Here is a 22834-nt window from a genome sequence, read left to right as displayed (position 1 = left end):
GAAAGGAGCCCCAGATGAACGACGCAGAAGAACTGAACAAGCTGGCCGACCTGCACGCTCGCGGCGTGCTCAACGACGAGGAATTCGCCAAGGCCAAGGCCCGGCTGCTGGCCGGCCAGGCCACCGCCCACGCCTACAGCGCCGGTGCCGCGCCGGCGCCCAACCTCGGCGCCGTCAACGGCCTGCGCCGCGCCCGCGTCGACCGCTGGATCGGCGGTGTCTGCGGTGGCATCGCCCGCTCGACGGGGCTGGACTCCTGGGTCTGGCGCCTGATCTTCACGGTGCTGTTCCTGGCCTTCGGCAGCGGCATCCTGGTTTACATCCTGCTGTGGATCTTCGTTCCCGAGGAGTAAGGCCACCCCCTACGGCCTGACGGCCGCCCCCTCAAGGGGGCACCCCCAGCCGACCGGCAAAGCCGGATCGGCGGGAGTCGCTGGAGGGGTCGGCCCTAAGGGCCTCCGCCAGGTGAGCGCGGGTATGCTGGGCTGAAACAAGCCCAGGAGACAGCCCGATGAAACAGCTCGCCGGCCTCGACGCCAGCTTTCTCTACCTGGAAACGCCGCAGATGCCGATGCATGTCGGCGCGCTGCACCTGCTGGAACTGCCCGTCGGCTACGACGGCGACTATGTCGAAGACCTGCGCGAGCACATGCGCGCGCGCATGCCGCTGCTGCCGGCGCTGCGCCGCCGCCTGATCGCGATGCCGCTGGGCCTGTCCAACCCCGGCTGGGTGGACGCCGACCCCGACCTCGAAGAGCACATCGTCGAGATTCCCCTGCCTGAGGGCAGCGGCATGGCCGAGCTGGAGGCCCAGGTCGGCGCGCTGCACCCGGTGCTGCTGGACCGCAGCCGGCCGCTGTGGAAGTTCCATGTCTTCACCGGGCTGGAGTCCGGCCCCGAAGGCCAGCCGCGCATCGCGCTGTACACGCAGCTGCACCACGCCGCCGTCGACGGCCAGGCCGCCGTCGCGCTGGCCCAGGTCATCCTGGACCTGAGCCCCGAGCCGCGCAGCATCGAGGCGCTGGCCGCGCGCGGCAAGAAGCGCGGCCAGCTCGGCACCGTGGGCATGCTGCGCGCGGCCGTGTCGCAGCAATGGAAGCAGACCGTCAAGCTGGCCCGTTCGCTGCCCAACGCGGCCAGCATCCTGGGCGGCATGGCGGTCAAGTCACTGGGCGGCGCCGCGGCCGAGGCGTCGGTGGACAAGCTGCGCACGCTGCTGGCCGGCGTCGCGTCGCAGACGACGGCCGTCGTGCGCGGCAAGAAGGCCGTGTCCAGCCTCGGCCCGGCGCCGCGCACGCGCTTCAACGTCAGCCTGTCCGACACGCGCTCCTTCGCCGGCGTCACGCTGCCGCTGGCCGAGCTGCACCGCACGCGCAAGCGCCACCACGCCAGCGTCAACGACGCCGTGCTCTTCATCATCGGCGGCGCGCTGCGGCGCTACTTCGCCAAGCACGGCCCGCTGCCGCGCAAGAGCCTGATCGCCGCCGTGCCGGTGTCCACGCGTGCCGCGGGCGACACGACGTCCAACAACCAGGCGACGATGACCTTCATGAGCCTGGGCACGCACCTGAGTGACGCCAGCGAGCGCCTGGCCCATGTCATCGAGGTCAGCAAGGCGATGAAGGCGCAGATGAGCCAGCTGAAAAGCCTGATGCCCACCGACTTCCCGTCCCTCGGCATCCCCTGGCTGATGCAGGCCGGTGCCATGCTCTACGGCCGCGCCAAGGTCGCCGAGAAGCTGCCGGTGGTGGCCAACGTGGTCATCTCCAATGTGCCGGGGCCGCAGGTGCCGCTGTACCTGGCCGGCGCGCAGATGCTGACCAACTACCCCACCTCCATCGCCGTGCACGGCCTGGCGCTGAATGTGACCGTGCAGACCTACAACCAGTCGCTGGACATCGGCCTGATGGCCTGCGGCGAGGCGCTGCCGGAGACCGCTGAGCTGGCGGCCTATGTCGAGGCGGCGTTCATGGAGTTCCAGGCGCTGCCGGTGGCCGAGGTCGCGCCGGAGCCGGTGCCGGTGGTGAAGAAGCGGGCCCCGGTGAAGAAGGCAGCGGCCAAGAAGGTCGCCGTGAAGGTCGCCGCGAAGAAGAAGGCCCCCACGCCGGCCAAGCGGCGAGTGGCCAAGGCCGCCTGAGCGCATGGACGGTTCGATCTCGGACCTGCTCTTCTGGGGTGGGCTGATGGCCGCGGGCGCCCTGCTGCTCTGGCGCATCACGAACAACAACGGCGACGCGACATCGCGGCAGCAGCGCGAGCTGGAACGGCGCCTGGCCCGCTACCCGGCCAGCGCTGGCGCCGTCGTCATCAAGGGCCAGCCTCGGCGGGCGCTGTGGCGCATGCTACCGGCTGCGCTGCTGGCCATGGGCCTGGCTTTGGCGACATCACAGGCCGGCCGTGGCTTGCTGTGCGATCGCCTGGACGCCGCCGACGCGGCGCGGTGGACCTTGCGCCTGATCTTCCTCGGCATGCCGGCGGCGCTGGCGCTGCTGGCCGCCTTCGAAGTCAGCAAGGCCTTCCGGGTGCTGCGCGGTGGCTACGCACCCCCGCTGGACGCGGTGCTGGCGCGGGACACCATCGCCGTGACGGGATGGCGCGCCAAGCTGCAGGGCGCTGTCGGGTTGGTGATGGCGCCGCTGCTGGTTGGCGTCGTGGCCTGCCTGGCGTACGGCATGCGCGATGCCTTTGACGAAGACCGGCTGCAGGCGCGCGTCGCCGCCCAATGTGCGGCCCGGCACGGCGCAGGTGGCGTGCCGTGAGCGAAGGCGCGCTGAGGTGCCAGGGCTGCGGCGCGCCATTGCCGCACGCCGAAGCGGTCTGCACGCGCTGCGAGCAGGAACTGTCGGGGGCGCCCGCCATGCCGACCGGCCCCTACGTCTGCCCCCAGTGCCACGGCCGCTTCGCGACGCTGGCCCGCGCGCTGTGGCCGCCCAAGGTGCCCTGGTACCGGCCGACGACGATGCGGCTGCAGTGCCCGCACTGCGCCACGCCGCTGCGCGAACGCCATGAGCCCCCGTGGCTGAGGCGGCTCGCGCTTGTGGTGCTCGTGCTGGCGATCGGCCTGCAGCTGTTCGCGTCGGGCCGCCTGCGCCTGCTGATTCCCGCGCTGATGCTGGCAGGCCTGTTCGGCCCGCTGCTGTGGGCCGCCTGGAAGGGTCGGCGGGACCCGCACCGCTACGTCGTCGGCATCCGCCGCTTCTGGGCCCAGGGGCCGGACGTGATCCAGTCCACGGCCGACGGCGGGCGACGGCCGGGCACGCCGCCTTAGGGCCATACGGCGGCCCCATGCCACGTCGCCAACGCGACACGGCGGCCCCGGGCAAGCACGCCCCGGAAACAGGCGACAGCTGGCTAACATCGCCGAGCTTTGCCTGAAACCGCTTTCCGCATGCCCGCTATCCGCTCGCCGCGCTTCTCGCGCTGGCAACAGACGCCCACCACCGCCCACCCCGACTGGTCCGACCTGCGCGCCCCCAACGCCTGGCTGCTGATGCTGGAGGGCCGCGCGCCCTGGGAGTACGCCGCGCTGCTGGCCACGATGCCGTGGCTGAAGAAGCTGCCGCACGGCGACGGCCACCCGGTGCTGGTCTTCCCCGGCTTGGGTGCGCATGACTTCACCACGGCGCCGCTGCGCGCCATGCTGGACTCGCTGGGCTACGCCACCCAGCCCTGGGGGCAGGGCTTCAACTTCGGCCCGCGCGCCGGGGTGCTGGAGCGGTGCAAGGCCGACCTGGTCGACCTGCACCGCCGCCATGGCCGCAAGGTCAGCCTGCTGGGCTGGAGCCTGGGCGGCATCTACGCCCGCGAGCTGGCCAAGGAATGCCCCGAGCTGACGCGCTGCGTCGTCACGCTGGGCACGCCCTTCACCGGCCACCCGCGCGCGACCAACGCCTGGCGCTTCTTCGAGATGGTCAGCGGCCACGCCTCCAACGACCCCGAGCTGATGGCACAGATCCGCCAGGCGCCGCCGGTGCCGACGACATCCATCTACTCCAAGAGCGACGGCGTGGTCGCTTGGCGCTGCAGCGTCAACGAACCCTCGCCGCTGGCCGAGAACATCGAGGTGCAGGCCAGCCACATCGGCCTGGGCGTGAACCCGATCGCGCTGTATGCGCTGGCGGACAGGCTGGCCCAGCCGGATGGCGACTGGAAGCCGTTCGAACCCAAGGGCGCGCGGCGCTGGTTCTACCGGACACCGGTGCAGCCATGATCGCGACCTCCACGCTGCTGGCCTTCACGCTGCTCAACATGAGCTTCGCGCTGATCCCGGGACCGGACGTCATCTGCATCCTGAGCAACTCGGTGTCGCGCGGCGGCGCCGCGGGCATCAAGGTCTGCCTCGGCATCGCCTGTGCCGCGCTGGTGCATGTGGCCGCGGCCTCGCTGGGCCTGACGGCCTTCCTGGCGGCCGTCCCCACCGCCTTCCTGGCCGTCAAGGCGATCGGTGCCGTCTACCTGATGTGGCTGGGCTGGCAGATGCTGCGCCACCCCGCGCCGGTGGGCATCGAACCCCGCCGCAGCCGCTGGTCCTCGCCGTTCGCCCAGGGCGCGCTGTCCAATCTGCTCAACCCCAAGGTGGCCATCTTCTTCCTGGCCATCCTGCCCCAGTTCATCGACCCCACGCTCGGCCACCCGGGCCTGCAGGCAGCCGTGCTCGGCCTGGTCTCCATCGCCTCGGGCACCGCGGTCAACCTGTGCACGGCCACGCTCGGCGGGCGGGCCCGGCATTGGCTGCTGGCCAAGCCGCGCGTCTTCCAACGCTTCCAGCAGGTCGCCGGCGCCACCTTGATGGGCCTGGGCGTCAAGGTCGCGCTGGAGCGCGCCCGGTAGCCCTGCGGCACAAGCGCGCCCTGAGCGCAGGCGCATCAGGGTGCGATATTCCGGCTGACGAACTCGTGAGCTGTTGACGACTGACCCATGCCCTGGACTTTTGCGCACCCGGCCGCCATCCTGCCGCTGCGGTCTCTCTGCCCTCGCTGGCTCTCCTTTCCCGCCCTGATCCTGGGGGCCATGGCCCCCGACCTGAGCTACTACGTCGGCATGCACGGCAAATGGCGGGCGTTCTGCCACACGCCCGAGGGCGTCGCCACGGTCTGCCTGCCGGCGAGCCTGCTGCTGCTCGTGCTGCTGCTGCGGTTTTCCCAACCGCTGACGGTGCTGTTGCCGGCACCTCACCGCGCCCTCGTGCGCAGCCAGTTGCAGCAGCCGGCGCGCAGGGCCTCGGTGAACCTGGCGGTGGCCGTGCTGTCCATCTTGGTGGGGGCGGCCAGCCATGTGCTGTGGGATTCGTTCACGCACCCGGGCCGCTGGGGCACCGACCTGTTGCCCTGGTTGAACCGACCGGTCTTTGCCGCCATGGACCGGCAGTTCCTCGTCGTCCACCTGGTCCAGCACCTGAGTACCGCCATGGGCGTGGTCGCCATCGCCGCCGTGTACCGGCGTGCACTGCGCGCCCAGCGGCAGGCCAGCCCACCGCGACACGATGTCCGGCGAAACCGGCTGCTGCTGGCCTGCCTCGCCTGCGCCGCCATCGTCGGCGCGCTGTCGGCCCACGCGCTCACGCCGCCGACGCTGCCCGCCTACACCTCGCACCTCATCGTGCGCACGGTCGTCTGGAGCACCAGCTGCTTCGCCACGCTGTTGATCCTCGGCAGCATCGTCTGGTGGCGCCGGCTGGGTGACGCCTGACCTCTCCTCCAAGCCGCCCCGCATCTCGCGGTAAGGTATCGCCCTCAACCCGGACCCCACCATGCAACACCACACCCTCGCCGCCGCCGAAGACAAGGCCGCCAAGAAAGACGCCCCCGAGAAGCAGGAAGAGCAGCTGCTCTTCAAGGGCCGCTTCGTCATGGTCTTCGGCGAGATCGACGACAAGATGGCGCATGCCACCTGCCGCCGCCTGCTGGCGCTGAGCCAGGAATCCGACGCACCGATCACGCTGCTGATCTCGTCGCCCGGTGGCCATGTCGAGAGCGGCGACGCCATCCACGACATGATCCGCTTCGTGCGCGCACCGGTCACCACCGTCGGCACGGGCTGGGTGGCCAGCGCCGGTACGCACATCTACCTGGCCGCGCCCAAGAACCGCCGCTTCGCGCTGCCCAACACGCGCTTCATGATCCACCAGCCCGCCGGCGGCGCCGGCGGCCAGGCGAGCGACATCGCCATCCAGGCCAAGGAAATCCTGCGCACGCGCGCACGCATCGCCGCCGTCATCGCCAAGGAAACCGGCCAGCCGCTGGAGCGCGTCGCGATCGACATCGAGCGCGACTTCTGGATGAGCGCCGAGGAGGCCATCGACTACGGCCTGGTGTCGCGCGTCATCGAGCGCCAGGTCGACCTCGGCTGATCGGCCGTTGATGAAAGTCTCGGCGAACGGCGTCCAGATCGAAGTCGACATCCAGGGCCCGGACAGCGGTGAGCCGCTGCTGATGATCATGGGCCTGGGCATGCAGCTGATCGCCTGGCCCGACGGCCTGGTCGAGCAGCTGGTCGCCAAGGGCTTTCGCGTCATCCGCTTCGACAACCGCGACGTGGGCCACAGCCAGCCGTTCGACCAGCTGGGCATGCCCAACATCCCGCTGGCCGCGCTGCTGCACACGCTGCGGCTGCCGGTCAAGGCGCCCTACCAGATCGCCGACCTGGCGCGTGACGCCGTCGGCGTGCTGGACGCTTTGGGCATCGCCCAGGCCCATGTCTGCGGCGCGTCCATGGGCGGCATGATTGCGCAGCACCTGGGCTTCGCCCACGCCAGCCGCGTGAAGGGCCTGACGCTGATGATGACCACCAGCGGCCACCGCGGCCTGCCCAAGGAAAGCCTCAAGGTACGCCGCGCGATGCTGTCGCGTCCCAGGCCGGCGACGACGCCCGAGCAGAAGCTCGAGAACATCCTCGACCATTACGTGAAGCTCTACGGCGTCATCGGCAGCCCCGGCTACCCGCCGGAGCCCAGGGCGCTGCGCGAGCGCCTCGCGCGCGGCGTGAAGCGTGCCTTCCGCCCGCAGGCGGTGGCGCGCCAGCTCGTCGCCATCGCCGCTGACGACCGCCGCGCCGAGCGCCTGCCGCGCATCGCGGCGCCCACGCTGGTCATCCACGGCCAGGACGACGCGCTGATCCCGGTCGCCGCCGCGCACGACCTCGCCAAGCGCATCCCCGGCGCGCGGCTGGAGATCCTCCCGGGGTGGGGCCACGACCTGCCCGAGCCGCTGTGGCCGCGGCTGGCCGCTGAAGTCGCCGCCATCGCCGCAAGGGCCTGAGCGGACTTCCCCAGTTCACGCGGACCGCTCTCCGGCCGCGACAGGCGAACCGCGATGCCCCGTCTTTCTGCCCTCAAGCCGCGGGCCTTCGGCCTTGGCCTGACCGCGCTGGCCGGCGTGGGCATTGCCCGCCGCCGCCGCTGAGCCTCAGGCGCGTGCCGTCGGGTCGCCCAGTCGCGCGTTCAGCGCGATGGCGGCCCGTACCAGTGCCAGCGCGGTGGCGCGCTGCAACGGCGTGTCCTGCCGCAACTCCAGCGTGCGCATCTCGAACTTGCCGCCGCCACGCATGCGCGGTTCAAGGTCGAGCAGCCGCGTGCCGCGCCAGAAGCCGAACAACACGCGGCTCTCCTCGGCGCGGATCAGCAGCACGGGGCCGTTGCTGAAATAGACGAGGTGGCCCCACTTGAGCCGCTCGTCGGCAGCCGGCGCGGCCTCCCGCACCGCGGCACGCAACGCCGCCACCTGCGCCTGTCGCCAGCCGTCCAGCGCGGCGACGTAGGCGTCCGGCGTGTCGGCGTCAATGCGATACATCGCGGTGCATCAGTTCACTTGGCCCGTGCCTCGGCCTTGATCTCGACCGTCGTGCGCTGCTTGTCCTCGCCCTCGACGGTCAGCGTCAGCGGCACGGTCTCGCCGGCCTTGATCGGCGCCTTCAAGCCCATCAGCATGACGTGATAGCTGCCCGGCTTCAGCGCCACGGCCTGGCCGGCCGGCAGCGGCAGCGCGTCGACGGCGCGCATCTTCATGTTGTCGCCGTCCATCTTCATCTCGTGAATCTCGACGACCGCCGCCACCGGCGAGCTGGCCGCGACGACCTTCACGGACTTGGCCGACGTCAACTGCATGAAGGCGCCGGTGGCCTTCTGCGGCGCCACGGTGGCGCGCACCCAGGGGTCGTCGACCTTGACTTGCGCCTGGGCGGCAAAGGACACGAACAGAGCGGAGGCGAGCAGCAGACGGCGCATGGGGGTGACTTCAACGAGCAAGAAAGCCCGCATTGTGCGCAGTCCCGCCCGCCCCTGCTGTTCTGAACAAATAAAGTCGAAAACTGGACCCTAGGCGGAATGCGGCCTAGCGGGCGGTCAAATTTGTTCGGCGCTTCGGAGCGGTCGAAAACTGGAGCCGGTTCCGACCAGGTCCGCAGCGAAGGCTGACAAAAATAGTCGAAAACTGAATCCGGCTGCGGCGCGATCCACGTTGCTCAGGGACGGTCCAGGGCGTAACCGGTCAACGAGTGGCGACCGGTTACCCCGGCGCGGGAAGCTTGGGAGAGGCAGGCCCGCGCCACAGACCTTACCCGGGCGAGGCGCCGCCCAATGCGTCTGATTTTCAACCGCGCCAAGGTTCTTGCAGGTGCCTTGGAAGGAGCTCTTTGAAATGGCGGGCGCGCCTGCGCCCGCCATTTCAGACCAGAGTGAGTCTGCCCTCGCCGATCTTGCCGACCGGACCTACCTTAGGGATCAGAGGCCAAGCTGCTTGATCGCGTCGTCGAACTGCCGGGCGACCTTAGCTCGCTGATCCTCAAGCTCCTTCAGCTTTGCCGCGAGCGTGCTGACGTCGCCATGGCTTGCGCGAACGTGTTCAAGCATTGCTTGAAGGCCATTCACCGCGCCGTCAATTTGCGCCCCCCGCATCTCAGCGTCGGCATCTGCAAGTAGCCACGCGAGGGAATCGGCCGCATCGACGTTGTCGTCGATGACGAGCACGCGGAGCCCTTTCAGCTCTGTCCCGGCCATGGCGCACCTTCTTTGGCGGTGCGTCAGCGGACCTGCTCGTGCGGGCATTGCGCTTAAGGGCACGAAGGAGAAGCGCGCAGGAAGAACCACAAGTCTAGGCGGCAAGCGCCGGGATAAATTTCCCGACGGATCTGATTTCTAGAAGGACAGGTGCTCGCGCGCGGCAGCGCTCGGGCATTGGGCACTGCTCCCACGGCAAGCCCTCCACACTGTTGATGACCCGCGCCGTTGACCGCCGAAATGCCCGCATGGTGCACTCGTTGCCCACACTCAGGGAGAGCGACATGGCCAACGTTCGGGTCGTTTGGGATGGGGATACGGGCGTCGCAAAGCGCGCCGGGCTCAAGGGCATCGACGGAAAAATCATCTGGCTTTCGAAGTCGGGGGTCCAGGTGCCCAAGGGCGTCTACCTGCTGGTGTGGATGTTCTTGGGCGAGGTGGGCCTGAAGATCAGCCTGAAGATCGAGCAGGACGTCGACGGGACGTGGACGAAGCGCGCCGAGACCGGCCCTCACAAGATTCGCCAGGGGAAGAACAGGGTCGACAGCATGGATGCACGTCCGGACGGCTACGGCGATATCTCCGTGTCCATCACCTGAGGAGGTCCGCGATGAAGCATTTCATCCTCGCGGGCGTCGCGCTCGCCATCGCCGCCGCCTTCCCTGCCCATGCAGCCGAGCCCACGGCGTTAGAGAAAGCCCTGCAGGCAGCGAAGCTCGCCGCTGATGCCGCACGCCGGGCCGGAGATGCGGCCAAGGCCGCGAAGGACGCCGCGCAGGCGGCGCAAGACGCGGCGGCAGTCGCCAAGGCTGCCGCCAAAGCTGCGGGTCTGCCTGACGTCGCTACAGCCGACGCCAAGACACCGGCCGTCGCTCCCGACCTGAACCTTGCGCAGGCAACAGATTCAGGCGCCAAGCCAGCCGCGAAGCCGGATTCCGGCGCAACAAAGGATGGTGCGGGCAGCAGTAAGGCGCAGGCCGACGGCCCGAGCGCCTACCTGACGGCCAATACCGAGGGCGGCAACGCCACGATCAGGTACGACTGGTACGGCAAAGGCAAGGACGGCAGCGCCGACGGCAGCTACCTGAACCGCACCCTCAGCCTGTCTTCGCCGTTGTCGAGCGGCGCGAAGTCAGTGGACATCGCCTCTTTGGACGGGCTCGCCTCAGGCGCGAGCGTCGGCTACGGGCTGACGGCGGGCACGTTCGCGAGCAACTTCCTGCCGAGTGCCAACCTTGCCGACTTCGTGCTGGCAGGCGCCCAGGCACGCGTCGGCTACAAGAAGTACAAGTTCCTCAACACCACCACGCTGAAGGACGAGACGTCCGAGAAGTACTCGCAGAGCCTGGCTCCGTACATTGGGTACGCCACTTCGGGCTCAGTCCTCTACCTGGCCAAGTTCGACTACCAGCGCGCCTACAAGGAGGCCGATGCCAAGGTGTTCTGCCCGCAGGCCCAGACGTACCCGGTGACCTGTGTCAACGGCGCAGCCGGTCAGCCCAAGCAGCAGATCAAGCGAATCTTCACGCTGACGTCGCGCTTCTTCATGGGCGAGGCCGCCAGCGCGGAGATCAACCTGAGCTACGACCGGACGTCGCGCGTGAAAGGCATCGACATGCCGGTGTACTTCCTGCAGTCCAAGGACACCAACGACGGGTTCACGCCGTACAACGCGGGCATCCGCTTCGGCTGGCGCAGCGACACCAAGGACCCGTCGATCGGCATCTTTGTCGGAAGCCCGTTCAAGTTCTGGGGGCTGTAGCCGCCGCCGACGAAGCAGGCTGGCTCGCCGGCGCAGCAGGTCTATCCGCCGCCGGTGCGGCGGGTTCACTGGCTGAAGTCTGCTCAGCCTTGATGGCCTGGGCGACGAGGTTCCTGACTTCGGTCGGCAGCAGTTCCGATTGCGAGAACTTGCCCCGCTCGCCTTTCCAGATTCCCGATTCATGCATGCCCAACACGCGACCCGTCGCTATGTCCGCGAATGGGGCCCCCGCGACGCCGCCGGCAGTGCTGATGTCAGTGGTGACTCGAAGGGGGCGGCAGAAGCTTTGATGGACAACCTGTTCTTCGCGACGGATGGGACGGCCTCCGCGCTTGCATCGGTGAAGCTGTACGAACTCGGCTACCTGGGCGTGGTCCGTTTCGTCGTCGACAGCAGCGGCGAGGGTGCATTGCGCCACGAGTGCATCCGACACAGGGATACACGCGAGGAAGCCCTCGGCGATGCTCGTTCCGACGCGCTTCGCTTGGTCACGATGTGGGTAGAAGACCGCGTGCGCTTGGGCGGCCTTTAGTTCAAAGCACCTCAAGCCGATCCAAGAACCCGAAGTAGCGGGAGCGACTTTCACTGGGGCAGCCGTCTCCTCCCCTACCGTCGGTTCGCCGTGACGGTGGCCACGTCGTGGCCTCCGTGAGTCCTGTGCGAGTCAGTTCTCGACTGTCATTGACAGTTTTCGACTTTATTTGCTCAAAACACCTGCACCACGGGGGCTTGACGCGAACTGTCTACGTGTACTATCGTACTAGTACACATTGGCAGTACCGCATGGATCCCACCCATTTCGTTCACATCAACACCGGCTCGCCCGAGCCCATCTACCGCCAGCTCATCGAGCAGGTGCGGCGGCGTGTGGCGGCCGGGCAGCTGAAGGCGGGCGACGAGATCCCGTCGGTGCGCGAGCTGGCTCAGGCGCTGGCGGTGCACCCGATGACCATCTCCAAGGCCTATTCGCTGCTGGAGTCGGACGGCGTGCTGGAGCGCCGTCGCGGCCTGTCCATGGTGGTGGCGGCCCAGCACCAGCGCGCCCAGCCCACCGCCGACCGCGTCGAGCTGCTGCGCCCGACGCTGGAGCAGGCCGCCGCCGAGGCCCGCCAGCTGGAGCTGCCCAAGGCCCAGACCCTGCAGTTGTTCAAGACCATCCTCGACGAGCAAGCCCCATGAAGAGCGCCCACTTTCCCCACACTGAGACCACCGCCGCCGAACTCGCCGGCATCAGCCTGTCCTACCCCAAGGGCAGCGCCGTGCTGAACGGCCTGGACTGGCAGCTGCTGCCCGGCCAGGTCGTGGGCCTGCTGGGCCGCAACGGCGCCGGCAAGACGACGCTGCTGGAAGCCTTGCTGGGCTTGCGTGAACCGCAGGCGGGGACGGTGAAGCTGTTCGGCCAGGACGTGCATCAGCTGGACGACGCGGCACGCGCGCGCATCGGCTACGTGCCTCAGCACAGCGATCTGTTCGAGAGCTTCACGCCCGCCCAGCTGCTGGCGTACTTCAAGAGCTTCTACCCGCGCTGGAACGAGGCGCGCGTGGAAGGCCTGATGTCGCGCTGGGACATCGCCCGCGACAAGCCCATCCGCAAGCTGTCCGGCGGCCAGCAGCAGCGCCTGTCCATCATCCGCGCCCTGGCGCACGAGCCCGACCTGCTGGTGTTGGACGAGCCCGTGGCGAGCCTGGACCCGGTCGGCCGGCGCGACTTCCTGCGCGAGCTGGTCGAGCAGGTGCTGGACCGCGGCACGACCGTCGTGTTCTCGACGCACATCCTGTCCGACTTGGAGCGCGTCGCCTTCAACCTCGCCTTCCTCAGCGGCGGCCGCATCGCGCTGCAGGCGCCACTGGACGAGCTGCTGGAGCAGGTGCGCGCCTTCACCGGCACCGTCACCGAGCTGGCCGGCCTGTTCGCCCGGCTGAAGGCCGAACCGCTGAAGCGCACGCCGCTGGCCGCCGGCCGCGAGCGCGTGCTGGCGCGGTTGCCGGCGAACGCCAGCGTGCCGGCCGGCGTCGCGGCCGACCGCGTGAACCTGGACGACTTGTTCGCGGAGCTGACGTGATGCTCAACCCCAGCCTCAACCAGATGCTGCTGGCGTCCTGGCGCCAGCGCGACCCCGACAGCCCCTGGGGCCGGCGCGCGCTCGCCGCCCTCGGGCTGATCAGCCTGGCCGTCGGCCTGGTCATGCTGCCGGACACGAAAGCCCGCCTCATCCTGACGGCCTGCGTGCTGGCCGGTGCCGTTTTCGGCATCTGGATCGCCATCGTCGCCAGCCTGCTGGAACAGAACCACCCGAACGCCGCGCGCTTCGTGCCGCAGCATCTGCCGCGGCTGCGCGAGGCCGCGCTGCTGGCCTGGCTGCCGCTGTCGGCCGCACTGGGCGTGCTGCTGTGGCTGGCCATGGCGCGCATGCCGTCGCTGCCGGCCATGCTGCTGGCCGGCGCCGCCGCCGGCGTCTTCGTCGCGTGGGCGCAGCGCCAGTGGCTGCTGTGGTTCTTGCTCTGTTTCGCACCGGCCGTCGTGCTGCCGCTGCGCCTGGATGTGCGCTGGGCGCCGCTGTGGGCGGCGCTGGGCGACATCTGGCAGGCCCAGCCCTGGTCGGTGCTGGCGCTGTGCGTGCTGGCCTTGGGCGCGCTGCTGGCGCTGGTGTTCGGCAACGGCAGCGATGCGCACCGTGCCGGCTATGCGCGCCGCAGCCGCATGCGCCAGGCGGCGCTGGACGGCATGACCGGCAGCCGTGCCGGCCTGGCCGTGTTCGGCCGCCCGGGCGAGTGGCTGAGCCAGCCCTTCGACCGGATCGCCTCGGCATGGCTGGGCCACGTGCTGGCCAATGCGCGGCCCACGCCGGCCAGCGTGATGGCGCGCGCCGAGATCGTGCTGCACGGCCTGCAGCACTGGCTGCGCCAGCTGCTCGGCGTGAGCCTGGCCTTCGGCTTCGTGGGCCTGGGCTTCGGCCTCGCGTTCGCCCTGGCCGGCGCCAAGATCGGCCTGGCCTTTCAGAGCGGCGGCATCGGCATGGCCATCGGCCTGGCCAGCGCCGGCTTCAACCCCGGGTTCGCGCTGCGCAACATGCTGTGGCACAGCCGCCGCGAGCAGGCCTTGCTGACGCTGCTGCCCGGCATGCCGCAAGGCAGCGCACAGAGCCGTGCGGTGGTGTGGCGGCAGATGCGCCACTTCCTCGTTGCCTGGGTGGTGACGACGCTGGGCCTGCTGCTGCTGGCCAACGCCGCCGAGCAGCCGCTGATGCTGTGCCTGCCCATCGCGGCGCTGGCGCTGGGCATCGCCACGCTGATGCGCAGCCCGGCCGGCATGCAGGCGCCGCGCGCCTGGACGACCGTGCTGCCCGTCTTCGGCTTCCTGCTGCTCGGCGGCGCGCTGTGGCTGCTGAGCCGCTGGCTGGCGCTGCCGCTGTGGCCGCTGGCGCTGCTGGGCCTGGCCATCAGCGCAGCGCTGGCTGCCTGGCGCTGGCGCGTCATCAGCGCCGCGCCGGCGGCGATGCCGGCGGGCCGGCTGGGCTGATCACTGGTTGATTTCGGGCTCGGCCAGCTGGGCCAGCAGCGTCAGCGACTCCTGCCAGCCCATGTAGCAGGCCTCGGCCGGGATGACGGCCGGGATGCCTTCCTGCTTGATGTGCACCTCGGTGCCACAGAACACCGCGCGCAGCTCGACGGTAGTCTGCATCTCGCCGGGCAGGTTGGGGTCGTCGAAGGCGGCCGTGTAGCGCAGCTTCTGGCCGGGCACCAGCTCCAGGTAGCGGCCGCCGAAGCTGTGGCTGCCACCGGTCGTGAAGTTCGTGAACGACATGCGGTAGCTGCCGCCCACCTGGGCGTCCATCTCGTGGACGGTGCCGGTGAAGCCGTGCGGCGGCAGCCACTTGGCCATCGCGGCGGGCGTCGTGAAGGCGCGGTAGACGCGGTCGGGCGGGCAGCGCAGCACGCGGTGCAGCGTGACGGTGTTGGTCATGGCGTGGTTCCTGGGTTGGGCAGAGGACGACCCTCTGCAATGACGACGAACGGCGTGGGCCCAGATCGACAGCGCAGCGCCCTAGAGCGGCAATTCGGTGAAATAACGCCCGCCGTGGAAGATCAGCGGCTGGGCGCCGGCCCGTGCCGTGCAGCGCTCCACCTCGCCGACGAAGATGACATGGTCGCCCTCCTCGTACTGGCTGCGGTTGGCGCATTCGAAGGTGGCCACGGCGCCATCCAGCACCGGCGCACCGCCCGCGCCCTCGCGCCAGGGCACGCCGGCGAAGCGGTCGACGTCGCGCATCGCGAAGCGCTGGGCCAGCTGCATCTGGTCCGCGGCGAGGATGTTGATCGCGTAATGCGTGCCGCGCGCAAACACCGGCAACGAGCCGGCACGGCGCGCCAGGCTCCACAGCACCAGCGGCGGGTCCAGCGACACGGAGTTGAAGGAGTTGGCCGTGAGGCCCACGAGGCCGCCGTCCGCCGAGCGCACGGTGACGACGGTCACGCCGGTGGCAAACATGCCGAGGGCGGCGCGGAATTGCTGGCTGTCCATGGCGGTCATTGTCGCTAGGTGATGATGCCTCGTCCTACGAGAAGGCCGCGGCCGCCATCGCACAATGACGGCATGGATGCCGACGACTTCTTCGCTGCCCAAGATCTGCAGTTCACCAACCCGCCGACGCGCCAGTTCGGCGCCTGCGCCGATTGCGCGGCCGGCCGCTGCACGCCGCCGTCCCAGCGCAGCCGGCGCCTCTTCACGGGCCTGCTCGCCGCCACGGGCGCCGCGGCCGTCATACCGGCCTGGGCGCGCGAAGGCGTGGACGTGGGCCCCAAGAGCAAGTTCGCCGGCTTCGTGCCCGCCGAGCAGCTGGAGCAGGCCGGCGGCCAGCAGTACGCGCAGATGATGCAGCAGGCCGGCCAGCAGCGCGCGCTGGCGCCCATGGAGCACCCTCAACTGCAGCGGCTGCGCTACATCGCCCAGCGCATCATCCCGTTCAGCTACGAATGGAACGACCGCGCGCGGCAGTGGAAGTGGGAGGTCAACCTGCTGGGCAGCCCGCAGCTGAACGCCTTCTGCATGCCGGGCGGCAAGATCGCCTTCTATTACGGCATCCTCGAGAAGCTCAAGCTGGAAGACGACGAGGTCGCGGCCATCATGGGCCACGAGGTGGCTCATGCGCTGCGCGAGCACGCCCGCGAGCGGGTCGGCAAGTCCACGGCGACGAACGTGGTCGTCGAGCTGGGCTCGGCGCTGCTGGGCCTGGGCAACCTGGGCCGCTACGCGGCCGGCATGGGTGCACAGCTGCTGAGCCTGAAGTTCGGCCGCGAGGACGAGACCGAGGCCGACCTGGTCGGCCTGGAGCTGTCGGCCCGCGCCGGCTACGACCCGTCCGCCGCCGTGCGGCTGTGGGAAAAGATGATGGCCGCCAACAAGGGCGCGCCGCCGCAATGGCTGTCCACACACCCGGCCAACGCGACGCGCATCCGCGACATCCAGGCCGCCCTGCCGCAGGTCTCCGGCCTGTACGCGCGGGCGCCTCGGCCCGATCAGCGCTTCCCGGTGGCGCAGCCGCTCAAGTCAGCCCCGTCACCAGCGGGCCGGTAAGGTCTTGAGCCGCTGGTACTCGCCCGCCGCCACGCGCTTCAGGTAACCGCCCAGCTCCAGGTCCTTGACGAGCTTGGACACCATCTCGCGCGAGCAGCCCAGGCGCTGGGCCATGCCCTGGTGGGTCAGCTCCAGGTGGCGGCCATCGCCGGTGAACTCGTCGACGAGGTTGCGCAGGCGGCCGTAGACATCGTTCAACGCCAGCTGCTTGGTCGACAGCGTCGCGGCGCGCGCGCGGCGTATGACCTTGGTCAGCAGCTCGAACGCGAACTCGGGGTGCTCGCTGATGTGGGTCAGCAGGCTGGCACGCGTGACCATGACGAGGCGGCTGGCGGCCTCGGTGATGACGCTGGCCGAACGCGGGCCGCCGTCCAGGCTCATCTCGCCGACGTATTCGCCGGGGCCGTAGACGCCATAGGTGATCTCGCGGCCGCGCACGTCGCTGCTGTAGGCGCGCAGCGAGCCGGACAGGATCAGGTAGAGGTTGTCGCCGACCGAACCCTCCTCGATCAGCACGACGCCCTTGCGATAGCTGCGCGCCATGCCACGCGCGGCCAGCAGCCGCAGCGAGGGCGGCAAGGCCAGGAGTTCAGTGTCGAGGGCGTCGTCAGGCATCCGGCAGCGCCGCAGGCATGAGGCCTGGGGCACCGCGGAATGTTAGCCCCTCGTCCAAGGAGTACCTTGGGCGCCCCCTGGCGGACGGCTTGGGAGCGGCCCGGCGCTCGGCCCGCAGTTCTATAAAGTCAATTGACCAGCTTGGCCGGCCGCAGCGACGACACCAGCGGCGGCAGCAGCGCCAGCTGGCGCAGCAGCTCGCCGATGCTGTCCGCGCCGCTCTTGGCGCGGATGCTCTGGATCTGGCTGCGCACCGTCGAGATCGCGACACCCTGGCGCGACGCCACTTCGGTGGGCTTGACGCCGTTGGACAGCGCTTTCAGCACCTCGGTCTCCGCCGGGGTCAGCTGGTAGCGCAGTGCAAACCACTGCGCGGCCAGGTCGCCGCACAGCTGACGCCGCTCCAGGATCAGCAGCACGGCGGCCTGGCTGACGTCGCGGTTCAGCGGCACGACGACGACATTGCAGCGACCGCATTCGGCACGCTCATCGCCCAGGCGCAGCAGGCAGCGCCGGCCGCTCGCCTCGGCGCCCTCCAGCGCATCGGCCAGCGGCACGGCGTCGGTCAACAGCCGTGCGCGCAGGTGGGGGCCCACCAGCTCCAGCGGATGGTTGTCCTCCAGCGACGCGCGCGCCGCCAGATTGGTGTGCAGCACGCGGCCGGCACCGTTGAGCAGCACGACGCCATGGTCGAGCTCCTCCAGCACGAGGCCCATCCATTGGCTGGACAGCGAGGCCGCCGCGCGGCGCTCGGAAGGACGGGGCGTCTGGCCCGCCTGGGCAAATTCAGTCATCCACATCGCAGTGCTCCTCGGCTCATGCGGTTGACGAGCCATCCCCAAAGCGTAGGAGGCTGCGTGACCGGCTGGTTGTAAATGTTGCGGGATGTGTATGTGAACGAATTACGGCGTGGCGTCATTCGAACGCGTTTTGCAAGCTAGGGATTGCGAGGCCGCCCAAACAGGTACCGGCAAAGGCTGTGCACAAAGCACGACAGGCATGAGCTCATGACAAAGGCGTTGTTGGCCTTTGTGTCATCCGCCGTCAGACTTGAGACGTTCAACCTCCTACCAGAGCTGCCCCACCCCTCCGATGTGTGAGCTTTTCGCCCTCAACAGCCGCCTGCCGGCCGCCGCCAACTTCTCGCTGCGCGGCTTCGCCGCCCGCGGTGGGCGCACGGCGGACCATGTCGACGGCTGGGGCGTCGCCTTCCACGACGGCGAGCATTGCGAGGTGGTCGTCGAGGACCAGCCGGCCGCCCATTCCGACCTGGCCTCGCACTACGGCCAGCACCCGGTGCAGGCACGCAACATCATTGCCCACATCCGCAAGGCGACGCAGGGTGCGCGGGCGGTCGAGAACTGCCACCCCTTTCGCCGTGACTGGGCCGGCCGCACCTGGGCCTTCGCCCACAACGGCGATCTGAAGGACTTCCACCCCACGCTGACCGGCGCCTTCACGCCGGCCGGCCAGACCGACAGCGAGCGCGCGTTCTGCTGGCTGATGCAGCGCCTGCAGCAGCGCTTTGGCGACCAGTTGCCCGACTGGCCCGAACTGGGCGCCACGCTGACGCCCTGGCTGCACGAGATTGCCGAGCACGGCCGCTTCAACCTGCTGCTGACCGATGGCCGCGCGATGCTGGCGCATGCGTCGACCAAGCTGCACTGGCTGCGCCGCCAGCCGCCGTTCGGCCATGTGCGCCTGCGCGACGGCGACCTCAGCGTGGACCTGGCCACGCTGAACGGCCCGCGCGACCGCATGACGCTGATCGCCACCGAGCCGCTGACGCATGACGAAGCCTGGACGGCCTTCCTGCCCGGCGAGGTGCGTGTGTTCGAGCAGGGCGACTGCGTCTATGTCAGCGAAGGCCTGGCGGTGCAGGCCGCCGCCTAGCGTTTGCCGACGGGCCGCATGCGGCCCAGGTAGTCCAGCACCTCGCGCAGGCTCAGCCTGTCGTCCTTGTCGACATCGGCCGCGGCGAAGAAAGCCATGCGCGCCTCGATGACCTCCTTGAAGCTGAGCTTGCCGTCGCCGTCCTTGTCGGCCAGGCGCAGCCGGGCCGCCACCTCGCCGTCGTTGCGCACCACCCCCAGCATCTCGCGCACCGACAGGTAGCCGTCGTGGTCGAGATCCAGCGCATGCCAGGTGCGCAGCACATCCTTGTGGAATTCGTCGAGCGAGACGACCCCGTCGTGGTCGAGATCGGCCGCGGCAAACGCGACGCGTGCCTCGCTGGGTGACATCGGCTGGCCAGGCGTGGCCGCGCCGGCGGGCATCAGCGCCGCGGCGGCCAGCAACAGGGCGGCGGCGCAGGCGCGCTGGAGAGGGCGTCGCTTCATCATGGTGTCGGTCTCCATCGCTTACCAGGACCAGTTCTGGTTGGCGCCGCCATTGCAGCGCCAGGCAATCACGGGCTGGCCCGGCCGCGCCTGGCCGCTCTGCAGGTCCATGCACTTGCCGCTCAGATCGCTGACGATCTGGCCGCCACGCGCGCTCCAGCGCTGGTTGCGCCCGCCGTTGCAACGGAAGGCGATCAGCGGCGTGCCGTCGCGCGTGTCGCCGCTGGTGACGTCGACGCAGTAGTCGCCCACGCGCAGCTCGCCGCGCCGGCTCCAGCTGAAGCGCTGGTTGTCGCTGCCGTGGCATCTGAAGACGATCAGCGGCGCGCCCTGGCGCAGGCCGCCGGAGATGTCCAGGCACAGGCCATTCATGCCGCGGATGCTGTTGCCGCCCCAGGAGGGGTAGGACGGCTGGTTGTCGTCGGGGCGGTCGTCGTCGTCCTTGCCGTGGTGGTGGGCCAGCAGCGCCAAGCCCGCGATGGCGGCGATGGCCACAACCGCGGCGGTGCCGTTGCCGGATGACTTGTCACCGTCGCGCGTGCGCACGGTGAAGCGGCCCGAACAGCCGTCATCGACCCACAGCTCGCGGCCGGTCAGGTCGTAACCCCAGCTGCGGCCGAAGCGGCAGTTGCCGCCGTACTGCTGCGCCAGGTCGACGCTCTCGGTATCGGCGGGCAGCCGATAGCTTTCGTAGCGGCCGCGCGAACCCAGGTCCACGCTTTGCTCGGCGGCCTGCGCCGGCGCGGCGGTCAGCAGCAGGCTCACTGCCAGCATCACGACGGATGCGCGAGATGGTTTCATATGGCCTCCCCTGCGCCAGACCGGCGCCGGCGCATGCTACTGGGGCCGGGCAGCAAATGCCACGCAACGCCGCTGATTTGGTGCGTTCGCCCCCTAAGCCGTTGCCGGACCGGTGGCCGGCCTGCCAAGATGGCGCCATGCAACACATGACCCTCAGACTGCTGCGGCTGCTGGCCGCCGCCCTGCTGCTGCCGGCCAGCCTGGCCCACGCGGGCACGGCCATCGTCATCGGCGGCGCGCTGAAGAACGACAACGACGCCGTCTGGCAGCGCATCGTCGACGAGGCGGGCGGTGCCGGCGCGCGCATCGCCGTGTTCGCGACGGCCGCGGCCAACCCCGAGCGCAGCGCCGGCCTGATCGTGACCGCGCTGAACCGCCACGGCGCGAACGCCGAGGCGATTCCCGTCGCGCCGCGCCAGAAGGACATCGACCTGCAGGCCAACCTCAACGATCCCGCGCTGATCGCCAAGGTCGCCGGCGCCAAGGCGGTGTTCTTCTCGGGCGGTGCACAGGAGTACATCGTCGACACGCTGCAGCCCGGCGGCGAGCCCACTGCGATGCTGAAGGCCATCCGCCAGGTGTTCGACGGCGGCGGCGTGGTGGCCGGCACCAGCGCCGGTGCGGCCGTCATGAGCCGCATGATGTTTCGCGACGCGCCGGACAACATGCAGATCCTGAAGGGCCAGTGGCGCGACGGCCGCGAGTACGACCGTGGCCTGGGCTTCGTCGCGCCGACGCTGTTCGTCGACCAGCATTTCCTGAAGCGCGGGCGCATCGGCCGCATGCTGCCGGCGATGCGCGCGCTGGGCTACACGCTGGGCCTGGGCGTGGAGGAGAACACGGCCGCCGTCATCAAGGGCAGCGAGGTCGAGATCGTCGGCGCGCGCGGCGCGCTGCTGGTGGACCTGGCCGAGGCCACGTCGGACGCCAAGCTGCCGGCCTTCAACCTGCGCGGCGCCGTGCTGAGCTATCTGGACCGCGGCGACAAGCACGACCTCCAATCCGGCGTCACCACGCCCGCCGCGCACAAGCTGCGCGAATCCCGGATCGACCCGGCCGCCAGCGACTACAAGCCGCTGCTGCGCTACGACCACTACTTCCTGGACATCCTGGGCGACAGCAGCATCGTGCTGGCCATGGCACAGCTGCTGGACGGCCCGGCGCCCGAGGTGCGGGGCCTGGCCTACCGCGTGCGGCCGCGGCCGGGCGACCTGTCGCCGGAGCTGGGCTTCGAGTTCCGGCTCTACAAAGGCCCGGGCCTGGTGGGCTGGTTCAGTGGCGCCTTGGGTGGCGAGGACTACACGGTGCTGAAGGCACGGCTGGACGTGATCCCGGTGCGCATGGCCAGCCCGCTGTTCACGCCGGTGCCGGCGAACTAGGGCCTGTTAACGCTGTGGCAACGGGCCCTAAACGACGGCCTCGATCGCGCGCTTCAGCAGCGACAGGCCCAGGTCGATCTCCGCGTCGGTCACCGTCAACGGCGGCGCGATGCGGAACACGCCGCCCATGCCGGGCAGTTGCACGATGTTCATGCTCAAGCCCTGCGCCATGCAGGCGCGCGTGATGGCTGCGCCCAGCTCCGGCGCGGCCTGCTTGCCGGCCTGGCTCTTGACGATCTCCACGCCCAGCAGCAGGCCGCGGCCGCGCACGTCGCCGATGCAGTCGAACTCGCGCTGCAGGCTGCGCAAGCCCGCCTCCAGCCGCGCGCCGGCCGTGCGCGCGCGCTCCACCAACCCGTCGCGGGCCACCACCTCCAGCACCTTCAGCCCGACCGCCGCCGGCAGCGGATCGGACACGTGCGTCGTGTAGAACAGGAAGCCACGCTCGTGGCAGCGCTCCTCGATCTCGGTCGTCGTCAGCACCGCCGCCAGCGGCAGGCCCGCGCCCAGCGTCTTGGACAGCGTCAGGATGTCCGGCGAAACGCCGTCGCGGTTGCACGCGAACATCAGGCCGGTGCGGCCCACGCCGGTCTGCGCTTCGTCCAGGATCAGCAGCATCTGTCGTTCCCGGCACTTCTGGTGCAGCGCCGCCAGGTAGCCCACGGGCAGGTCGATGAGCCCGCCGGAGCTGAGGATGGGCTCGGCGATGAAGGCTGCGAGGTTGCCGCTGGACTGGCGGTCGATGAGGTCGAAGGCGTAGTCCAGCTCGGCCTGCCAGTCGAACCGGCCGTCGCGCTCGAAGCGCGGGCGGTAGGGATAGGGCGCGGGGATCGCGAACGAACCGACCGCCGCCGGGCCATAGCCCTTGCGGCCCGCGCTGTACGTGGCGGATGCCGCCGCGCCCGTCATGCCGTGCCAGGACTGCGCGAAGCTGACGATCTCGTACTTGCCGGTGTACAGCTTGGCCATCTTGATGGCGGCTTCGTTGGCCTCGGCGCCGGTGCTGAGCAGCATGGCGCGCTGCAGGCCCTCGGGCGCGACGTCGGCCAGTGCGGTGGCCAGCGCCACCACCGGGCGGCTCAGCATGCCGCTGAACAGGTGGTCCAGGTGCCGGGCGTGGTGGGCGACCACCTCCGCCACCTCCGGGTGGCCATGGCCCAGCAGCGAGCTCATCTGGCCGGACGTGAAGTCCAGGATCGCGCGGCCATCGGCGTCGTAGACGAAGCAGCCGTCAGCGCGCTCGATGATCAGCGGTTCGAAGCTGCCGCCGTAGCGGATCAGGTGCTGGCGGGACTGGGCCCAGAAGGCGGCATCGGCATTGCGCGACATGAAGAACCCCACGGCGATTGGATGCTGCGAGGGTAGGAAGTT

The 22834-nt window shown here is 69.7% G+C and carries 28 protein-coding genes; 18 read left to right on the top strand and 10 right to left on the bottom strand.

Annotated features, from left to right (window positions below; genetic code table 11):
- Positions 1 to 14 precede the first annotated feature (14 nt).
- From AC1D29_RS14840 to AC1D29_RS14800, 9 genes are all read left to right on the top strand, one after another.
- Positions 15 to 353: a PspC domain-containing protein gene (locus AC1D29_RS14840; protein WP_477898636.1), complete on the top strand. Its 339-nt coding sequence runs from the start codon at positions 15 to 17 to the stop codon at positions 351 to 353.
- Positions 354 to 511: 158 nt separating this feature from the next.
- Positions 512 to 2137 carry a wax ester/triacylglycerol synthase family O-acyltransferase gene (locus AC1D29_RS14835; RefSeq protein WP_477898634.1) on the top strand — a complete coding sequence of 542 codons (1626 nt, stop codon included), beginning with the start codon at positions 512 to 514 and terminating at the stop codon, positions 2135 to 2137.
- Positions 2138 to 2141: 4 nt separating this feature from the next.
- Positions 2142 to 2759 (top strand): hypothetical protein, encoded by a 618-nt coding sequence (locus tag AC1D29_RS14830; protein WP_477898632.1) that lies wholly within the window; start codon positions 2142 to 2144, stop codon positions 2757 to 2759.
- The gene (locus AC1D29_RS14825; RefSeq protein WP_477898630.1) at positions 2756 to 3268 is read left to right on the top strand and encodes a hypothetical protein; all 513 of its coding nucleotides are present in this window, start codon (positions 2756 to 2758) and stop codon (positions 3266 to 3268) included. Before AC1D29_RS14830 ends, AC1D29_RS14825 begins: the two co-directional genes overlap by 4 nt.
- 120 nt (positions 3269 to 3388) lie before the next feature.
- Positions 3389 to 4210, top strand: a complete 822-nt coding sequence (locus AC1D29_RS14820) for an esterase/lipase family protein (protein WP_477898628.1) — start codon at positions 3389 to 3391, stop codon at positions 4208 to 4210.
- Complete coding sequence (locus AC1D29_RS14815; RefSeq protein ID WP_477898626.1) at positions 4207 to 4830, top strand: LysE family translocator; 624 nt, start codon at positions 4207 to 4209, stop codon at positions 4828 to 4830. The genes AC1D29_RS14820 and AC1D29_RS14815 overlap by 4 nt, the downstream gene beginning before the upstream one ends.
- Before the next feature lie 87 nt (positions 4831 to 4917).
- On the top strand, positions 4918 to 5688 hold the full coding sequence (locus AC1D29_RS14810) for a DUF4184 family protein (protein ID WP_477898624.1): 771 nt from the start codon (positions 4918 to 4920) through the stop codon (positions 5686 to 5688).
- A 61-nt stretch (positions 5689 to 5749) separates the two neighbouring features.
- Positions 5750 to 6349 carry an ATP-dependent Clp protease proteolytic subunit gene (locus AC1D29_RS14805; protein WP_477898622.1) on the top strand — a complete coding sequence of 200 codons (600 nt, stop codon included), beginning with the start codon at positions 5750 to 5752 and terminating at the stop codon, positions 6347 to 6349.
- A 10-nt stretch (positions 6350 to 6359) separates the two neighbouring features.
- Complete coding sequence (locus tag AC1D29_RS14800; protein ID WP_477898620.1) at positions 6360 to 7256, top strand: alpha/beta fold hydrolase; 897 nt, start codon at positions 6360 to 6362, stop codon at positions 7254 to 7256.
- A gap of 147 nt (positions 7257 to 7403) precedes the next feature.
- Here the strand turns inward: AC1D29_RS14800 and AC1D29_RS14795 are convergent, their stop codons facing one another.
- The 3 genes from AC1D29_RS14795 to AC1D29_RS14785 form a co-directional block, all read right to left on the bottom strand.
- Positions 7404 to 7787: a DUF1801 domain-containing protein gene (locus AC1D29_RS14795; RefSeq protein WP_477898618.1), complete on the bottom strand. Its 384-nt coding sequence runs from the start codon at positions 7785 to 7787 to the stop codon at positions 7404 to 7406.
- A 14-nt stretch (positions 7788 to 7801) separates the two neighbouring features.
- Entirely contained in the window at positions 7802 to 8221 is a 420-nt protein-coding gene (locus AC1D29_RS14790; protein WP_477898616.1) for a copper chaperone PCu(A)C, read from the bottom strand.
- Between the two features lie 495 nt (positions 8222 to 8716).
- Positions 8717 to 8992, bottom strand: a complete 276-nt coding sequence (locus AC1D29_RS14785; protein ID WP_477898614.1) for a response regulator — start codon at positions 8990 to 8992, stop codon at positions 8717 to 8719.
- A 284-nt stretch (positions 8993 to 9276) separates the two neighbouring features.
- On the opposite strand from AC1D29_RS14785, the gene AC1D29_RS14780 reads away from it, so the two are divergent.
- From AC1D29_RS14780 to AC1D29_RS14755, 6 genes are all read left to right on the top strand, one after another.
- A complete protein-coding gene (locus AC1D29_RS14780) occupies positions 9277 to 9591 on the top strand; it encodes a hypothetical protein (protein ID WP_477898612.1) in 315 nt (104 codons plus the stop codon).
- An 11-nt stretch (positions 9592 to 9602) separates the two neighbouring features.
- Entirely contained in the window at positions 9603 to 10754 is a 1152-nt protein-coding gene (locus AC1D29_RS14775) for a hypothetical protein (protein ID WP_477898610.1), read from the top strand.
- A 181-nt stretch (positions 10755 to 10935) separates the two neighbouring features.
- Positions 10936 to 11286: a hypothetical protein gene (locus tag AC1D29_RS14770; RefSeq protein WP_477898608.1), complete on the top strand. Its 351-nt coding sequence runs from the start codon at positions 10936 to 10938 to the stop codon at positions 11284 to 11286.
- 251 nt (positions 11287 to 11537) lie between these two features.
- Positions 11538 to 11933 carry a GntR family transcriptional regulator gene (locus tag AC1D29_RS14765; RefSeq protein WP_477898606.1) on the top strand — a complete coding sequence of 132 codons (396 nt, stop codon included), beginning with the start codon at positions 11538 to 11540 and terminating at the stop codon, positions 11931 to 11933.
- A complete protein-coding gene (locus tag AC1D29_RS14760) occupies positions 11930 to 12817 on the top strand; it encodes an ABC transporter ATP-binding protein (protein ID WP_477898604.1) in 888 nt (295 codons plus the stop codon). Before AC1D29_RS14765 ends, AC1D29_RS14760 begins: the two co-directional genes overlap by 4 nt.
- Positions 12817 to 14274, top strand: coding sequence for a hypothetical protein (locus AC1D29_RS14755; RefSeq protein ID WP_477898602.1), 1458 nt, complete (start codon positions 12817 to 12819; stop codon positions 14272 to 14274). The genes AC1D29_RS14760 and AC1D29_RS14755 overlap by 1 nt, the downstream gene beginning before the upstream one ends.
- Here AC1D29_RS14755 and AC1D29_RS14750 read toward each other — a convergent pair whose 3' ends face one another.
- Positions 14275 to 14718, bottom strand: coding sequence for an SRPBCC family protein (locus AC1D29_RS14750; protein WP_477898600.1), 444 nt, complete (start codon positions 14716 to 14718; stop codon positions 14275 to 14277).
- A gap of 81 nt (positions 14719 to 14799) precedes the next feature.
- Complete coding sequence (locus AC1D29_RS14745) at positions 14800 to 15285, bottom strand: flavin reductase family protein (RefSeq protein ID WP_477898598.1); 486 nt, start codon at positions 15283 to 15285, stop codon at positions 14800 to 14802.
- Positions 15286 to 15348: 63 nt separating this feature from the next.
- On the opposite strand from AC1D29_RS14745, the gene AC1D29_RS14740 reads away from it, so the two are divergent.
- A complete protein-coding gene (locus tag AC1D29_RS14740; RefSeq protein ID WP_477898596.1) occupies positions 15349 to 16329 on the top strand; it encodes a M48 family metallopeptidase in 981 nt (326 codons plus the stop codon).
- Here AC1D29_RS14740 and AC1D29_RS14735 read toward each other — a convergent pair.
- A complete protein-coding gene (locus AC1D29_RS14735) occupies positions 16312 to 16944 on the bottom strand; it encodes a Crp/Fnr family transcriptional regulator (RefSeq protein WP_477898594.1) in 633 nt (210 codons plus the stop codon). The two genes, AC1D29_RS14740 and AC1D29_RS14735, sit on opposite strands and share 18 nt — an antisense overlap.
- Before the next feature lie 128 nt (positions 16945 to 17072).
- Positions 17073 to 17738 (bottom strand): helix-turn-helix transcriptional regulator, encoded by a 666-nt coding sequence (locus AC1D29_RS14730; protein ID WP_477898592.1) that lies wholly within the window; start codon positions 17736 to 17738, stop codon positions 17073 to 17075.
- 298 nt (positions 17739 to 18036) lie between these two features.
- Here AC1D29_RS14730 and AC1D29_RS14725 point away from each other — a divergent pair, with 298 nt between their 5' ends.
- Positions 18037 to 18837 (top strand): class II glutamine amidotransferase, encoded by an 801-nt coding sequence (locus AC1D29_RS14725; protein WP_477898590.1) that lies wholly within the window; start codon positions 18037 to 18039, stop codon positions 18835 to 18837.
- Here AC1D29_RS14725 and AC1D29_RS14720 read toward each other — a convergent pair.
- Entirely contained in the window at positions 18834 to 19301 is a 468-nt protein-coding gene (locus tag AC1D29_RS14720; protein WP_477898588.1) for an EF-hand domain-containing protein, read from the bottom strand. The genes AC1D29_RS14725 and AC1D29_RS14720 overlap by 4 nt on opposite strands.
- A gap of 3 nt (positions 19302 to 19304) precedes the next feature.
- Entirely contained in the window at positions 19305 to 20084 is a 780-nt protein-coding gene (locus AC1D29_RS14715) for a lectin (protein ID WP_477898586.1), read from the bottom strand.
- A gap of 137 nt (positions 20085 to 20221) precedes the next feature.
- Between AC1D29_RS14715 and AC1D29_RS14710 the strand changes: the two genes are divergently transcribed.
- Complete coding sequence (locus AC1D29_RS14710) at positions 20222 to 21463, top strand: cyanophycinase (protein ID WP_477898584.1); 1242 nt, start codon at positions 20222 to 20224, stop codon at positions 21461 to 21463.
- 27 nt (positions 21464 to 21490) lie between these two features.
- Here AC1D29_RS14710 and AC1D29_RS14705 read toward each other — a convergent pair whose 3' ends face one another.
- Positions 21491 to 22792, bottom strand: a complete 1302-nt coding sequence (locus tag AC1D29_RS14705; protein ID WP_477898582.1) for an aspartate aminotransferase family protein — start codon at positions 22790 to 22792, stop codon at positions 21491 to 21493.
- Between the last annotated feature and the right edge of the window lie 42 nt (positions 22793 to 22834).

This window comes from Roseateles sp. P1_C6 (genome assembly GCF_056406315.1).
Note: the sequence above shows the minus strand (reverse complement) of the source record. Positions and strands in the feature narration are given on the sequence as shown.

Bases quoted from the DNA above. Each gene is read 5' to 3' on its own strand.
- AC1D29_RS14740 (WP_477898596.1), top strand. From the start codon at position 15,349: ATGGATGCCGACGACTTCTTCGCTGCCCAAGATCTGCAGTTCACCAAC.
- AC1D29_RS14810 (WP_477898624.1), top strand. From the start codon at position 4,918: ATGCCCTGGACTTTTGCGCACCCGGCCGCCATCCTGCCGCTGCGGTCT.
- AC1D29_RS14780 (WP_477898612.1), top strand. From the start codon at position 9,277: ATGGCCAACGTTCGGGTCGTTTGGGATGGGGATACGGGCGTCGCAAAG.
- AC1D29_RS14785 (WP_477898614.1), bottom strand. From the start codon at position 8,992: ATGGCCGGGACAGAGCTGAAAGGGCTCCGCGTGCTCGTCATCGACGAC.
- AC1D29_RS14835 (WP_477898634.1), top strand. From the start codon at position 512: ATGAAACAGCTCGCCGGCCTCGACGCCAGCTTTCTCTACCTGGAAACG.
- AC1D29_RS14725 (WP_477898590.1), top strand. From the start codon at position 18,037: ATGTGTGAGCTTTTCGCCCTCAACAGCCGCCTGCCGGCCGCCGCCAAC.
- AC1D29_RS14770 (WP_477898608.1), top strand. From the start codon at position 10,936: ATGCATGCCCAACACGCGACCCGTCGCTATGTCCGCGAATGGGGCCCC.
- AC1D29_RS14790 (WP_477898616.1), bottom strand. From the start codon at position 8,221: ATGCGCCGTCTGCTGCTCGCCTCCGCTCTGTTCGTGTCCTTTGCCGCC.
- AC1D29_RS14800 (WP_477898620.1), top strand. From the start codon at position 6,360: ATGAAAGTCTCGGCGAACGGCGTCCAGATCGAAGTCGACATCCAGGGC.
- AC1D29_RS14830 (WP_477898632.1), top strand. From the start codon at position 2,142: ATGGACGGTTCGATCTCGGACCTGCTCTTCTGGGGTGGGCTGATGGCC.
- AC1D29_RS14710 (WP_477898584.1), top strand. From the start codon at position 20,222: ATGCAACACATGACCCTCAGACTGCTGCGGCTGCTGGCCGCCGCCCTG.
- AC1D29_RS14765 (WP_477898606.1), top strand. From the start codon at position 11,538: ATGGATCCCACCCATTTCGTTCACATCAACACCGGCTCGCCCGAGCCC.
- AC1D29_RS14735 (WP_477898594.1), bottom strand. From the start codon at position 16,944: ATGCCTGACGACGCCCTCGACACTGAACTCCTGGCCTTGCCGCCCTCG.
- AC1D29_RS14730 (WP_477898592.1), bottom strand. From the start codon at position 17,738: ATGACTGAATTTGCCCAGGCGGGCCAGACGCCCCGTCCTTCCGAGCGC.
- AC1D29_RS14815 (WP_477898626.1), top strand. From the start codon at position 4,207: ATGATCGCGACCTCCACGCTGCTGGCCTTCACGCTGCTCAACATGAGC.
- AC1D29_RS14805 (WP_477898622.1), top strand. From the start codon at position 5,750: ATGCAACACCACACCCTCGCCGCCGCCGAAGACAAGGCCGCCAAGAAA.
- AC1D29_RS14820 (WP_477898628.1), top strand. From the start codon at position 3,389: ATGCCCGCTATCCGCTCGCCGCGCTTCTCGCGCTGGCAACAGACGCCC.
- AC1D29_RS14720 (WP_477898588.1), bottom strand. From the start codon at position 19,301: ATGGAGACCGACACCATGATGAAGCGACGCCCTCTCCAGCGCGCCTGC.
- AC1D29_RS14755 (WP_477898602.1), top strand. From the start codon at position 12,817: ATGCTCAACCCCAGCCTCAACCAGATGCTGCTGGCGTCCTGGCGCCAG.
- AC1D29_RS14840 (WP_477898636.1), top strand. From the start codon at position 15: ATGAACGACGCAGAAGAACTGAACAAGCTGGCCGACCTGCACGCTCGC.
- AC1D29_RS14795 (WP_477898618.1), bottom strand. From the start codon at position 7,787: ATGTATCGCATTGACGCCGACACGCCGGACGCCTACGTCGCCGCGCTG.
- AC1D29_RS14705 (WP_477898582.1), bottom strand. From the start codon at position 22,792: ATGTCGCGCAATGCCGATGCCGCCTTCTGGGCCCAGTCCCGCCAGCAC.
- AC1D29_RS14715 (WP_477898586.1), bottom strand. From the start codon at position 20,084: ATGAAACCATCTCGCGCATCCGTCGTGATGCTGGCAGTGAGCCTGCTG.
- AC1D29_RS14760 (WP_477898604.1), top strand. From the start codon at position 11,930: ATGAAGAGCGCCCACTTTCCCCACACTGAGACCACCGCCGCCGAACTC.
- AC1D29_RS14775 (WP_477898610.1), top strand. From the start codon at position 9,603: ATGAAGCATTTCATCCTCGCGGGCGTCGCGCTCGCCATCGCCGCCGCC.
- AC1D29_RS14745 (WP_477898598.1), bottom strand. From the start codon at position 15,285: ATGACCGCCATGGACAGCCAGCAATTCCGCGCCGCCCTCGGCATGTTT.
- AC1D29_RS14750 (WP_477898600.1), bottom strand. From the start codon at position 14,718: ATGACCAACACCGTCACGCTGCACCGCGTGCTGCGCTGCCCGCCCGAC.